A 2355-nucleotide genomic window follows, 5' to 3' on the forward strand; every position below is an offset into this window, starting at 1 on the left:
GCGGCGATGGTTTGGGCCCGTGCCGACCGCCAGCTCACCGGCACGCCCGGCCGGTCCAGTTCGAAGATCCTGATTTCGCGCATGATGGAGACTCCTTGTGCCGGGGTTCGTGGTGGATGTTGTTTTGGGTAAAGCAAGTCGGCACGACCCCATCTTGCGTGGCGCGTTGTCACATTGACATGAACAGTTGCGAACAGTTTTCCTGAACTGTTCAGAATCTTTCGCGAACAGTTCGGGCGGCGGAATCGCATTTGGATATGTAGAACGCTTCGTTTCCCGGCCCGCGACGCGTGGCTAGCATGGGCCATCCCTGTTCTTGCCGGAGCGCGCATGCCGAACGATCACCCCACCGCCATCGACACCACCTTCGGAGCCCTGCGTGTGCGCAGGGTGGCTGGGCACATCGGCGGCGAGGTGCTGGATCTCAAGCTCGGCGCGGCGCTGCCTGACGACACGTTCGCCAGCCTGTATGCCGCCCTGCTCAAGTACAAGGTGCTGTTCTTCCGTGGCCAGGCGCACCTTGACGACGACCAGCACCAGGCCTTCGGCAAGCGCTTCGGCCGCATCGTCGCCCACCCGACGGTACCGGCCCCCAGCGGCACACAACTGTTCGAACTGGATGCATCAAAAGGCGGCGGCCGCGCCGATTCGTGGCACACCGACGTGACCTTCCTCGATGCGTTTCCGAAGGTCTCCATCCTGCGTGGGGTCACGATTCCCGCCTACGGTGGCGACACCGTGTGGGCCAACACCGCGCGCGCCTACGCGCAATTGCCTGACACGCTCAAGCAGCTCGCCGAGCAGCTCTGGGCCGTGCACACCAACGACTACGACTACGGCGCCGAACGCACGCAGGTCGACGGCACGCGCCTGCTGCATCACCGTGACGTGTTTGCCGCATCCGTCTACGAGGCCTCGCACCCGGTGGTGCACGTGCATCCGGAAACCAACGAACGCGCCCTGCTGCTCGGGCACTTCGTCAAGCGCTTCGCTGGCCTGCCGGGCAGCGAATCGGCACGGCTGTTCGAACTGCTGCAGCACCGCGTCACGCGTCTGGAGAATACGGTGCGCTGGCAGTGGCGGCAGGACGACGTCGCCATCTGGGACAACCGCGCCACCCAACACTACGCTGTCAACGACTACGGCAACCAGCCGCGCGTGGTGCGGCGCGTGACGGTGCACGGTGTGACAGCCGTCTCGGTGGATGGCCGCCGCAGCACGCAGCTACGCCGGCCCGAGGCCACCAACGACGCGCAGATCGACGCGCTGGTCGCGGCGGCGCATTAGTGAAGCGACGGCCCGTCAGGCGCCGGCCGCCTGCTGCACCAGCCGGTGGTAGAAGCGAATCAACTCCACCAGGTTGGCCTCGGAAATCCGCTCGTTGGTGCCATGGAAGCGGGGCAGGTCTTCCGGCTTGGCGCGCACCGGTGAGAAGCGATAGACGTGATCGGCAATCCCAACCATGTGGCGCGAGTCGGTGGCACCGATCATCAGCCCCGGCGCCACCACCGTGCCCGGAAACAGCTCGCGCACGGTCTTGTTGATCAGCTGGTACGACGCGGACTGCGTGGGCGACACCGGCGAGGCTTCGCTCACGCCGGGCAAGGTGCTCACCTCGAAATGCCCCTTGGGCGCGGCGGCCTTGGCAGCGTTTTCCACGTGCGCCGTCACTGCGGCCACGGTGTCACCCGGCAGCAGGCGGAAGTTGACCGTGGCCTCGGCGCGGCCGGGCAGGACGTTGTCCTTGTTGCCGGCCTGCACGATGGTCAACGCGGTGGTCGTGCGCAGCATCGCGCTGGAACTGGCCGACGCCTCCAGCTGCTTCTGCACCATCGGGCCAAACAGCCACAGATTGGACAGCGCGACGCGGCTGAAGCCCTGCATCTCGGGCGCCAGCGTCTCGAACATCTCCTGCGACACGCCACGGATGCCCGCCGGCAGTTGATCGTCGTCCAGGCGCTTGAGCGCGGCGCTCATCATGGCGATGGCGCTCTGGCCATGCGGCGGCGGCATCGACGAGTGCCCCGGCGTGGCCGACACCTTGAGCGCCACCGACAGGAAGCCCTTCTCGGCAATGCCGATGAGCGCCGCCGGCTTGGTCAGGCCCGGCAACACACCCTCGGTGATCAGCAGCCCTTCGTCGATCACGAAATCCAGCCGCTCGCCGCGCGACTTGAGCAGCGCGGCGATCTGCTTGGCGCCGCGGTCGCCGCCCACTTCCTCATCGGCGCCAAAGGCGAGGTGGATGGTGCGCCGTGGCTGGAAACCGCTGGCGGCCAGCAGCTCGATCGCCTCCATCTGCGAGATCAGGTTGCCCTTGTCGTCCCACGCGCCGCGCCCCCAGACCATGCCGTC

2 protein-coding genes are annotated in these 2355 nt (G+C 66.7%); one reads left to right on the forward strand and one right to left on the reverse strand.

The annotated features are described in order from the left end of the window. Positions 1-330: 330 nt before the first annotated feature. The gene (locus QZ609_RS26490) at positions 331-1287 is read left to right on the forward strand and encodes a TauD/TfdA family dioxygenase (protein WP_295501498.1); all 957 of its coding nucleotides are present in this window, start codon (positions 331-333) and stop codon (positions 1285-1287) included. A gap of 15 nt (positions 1288-1302) precedes the next feature. Here QZ609_RS26490 and QZ609_RS26495 read toward each other — a convergent pair. Next, positions 1303-2355, reverse strand: a 1053-nt coding sequence (locus QZ609_RS26495; protein WP_295501501.1) for a M20 family peptidase, incomplete at its 5' end; no start/stop codon positions are given.

Source organism: uncultured Ralstonia sp. (assembly GCA_913056305.1).
Classification (GTDB): domain Bacteria; phylum Pseudomonadota; class Gammaproteobacteria; order Burkholderiales; family Burkholderiaceae; genus Ralstonia.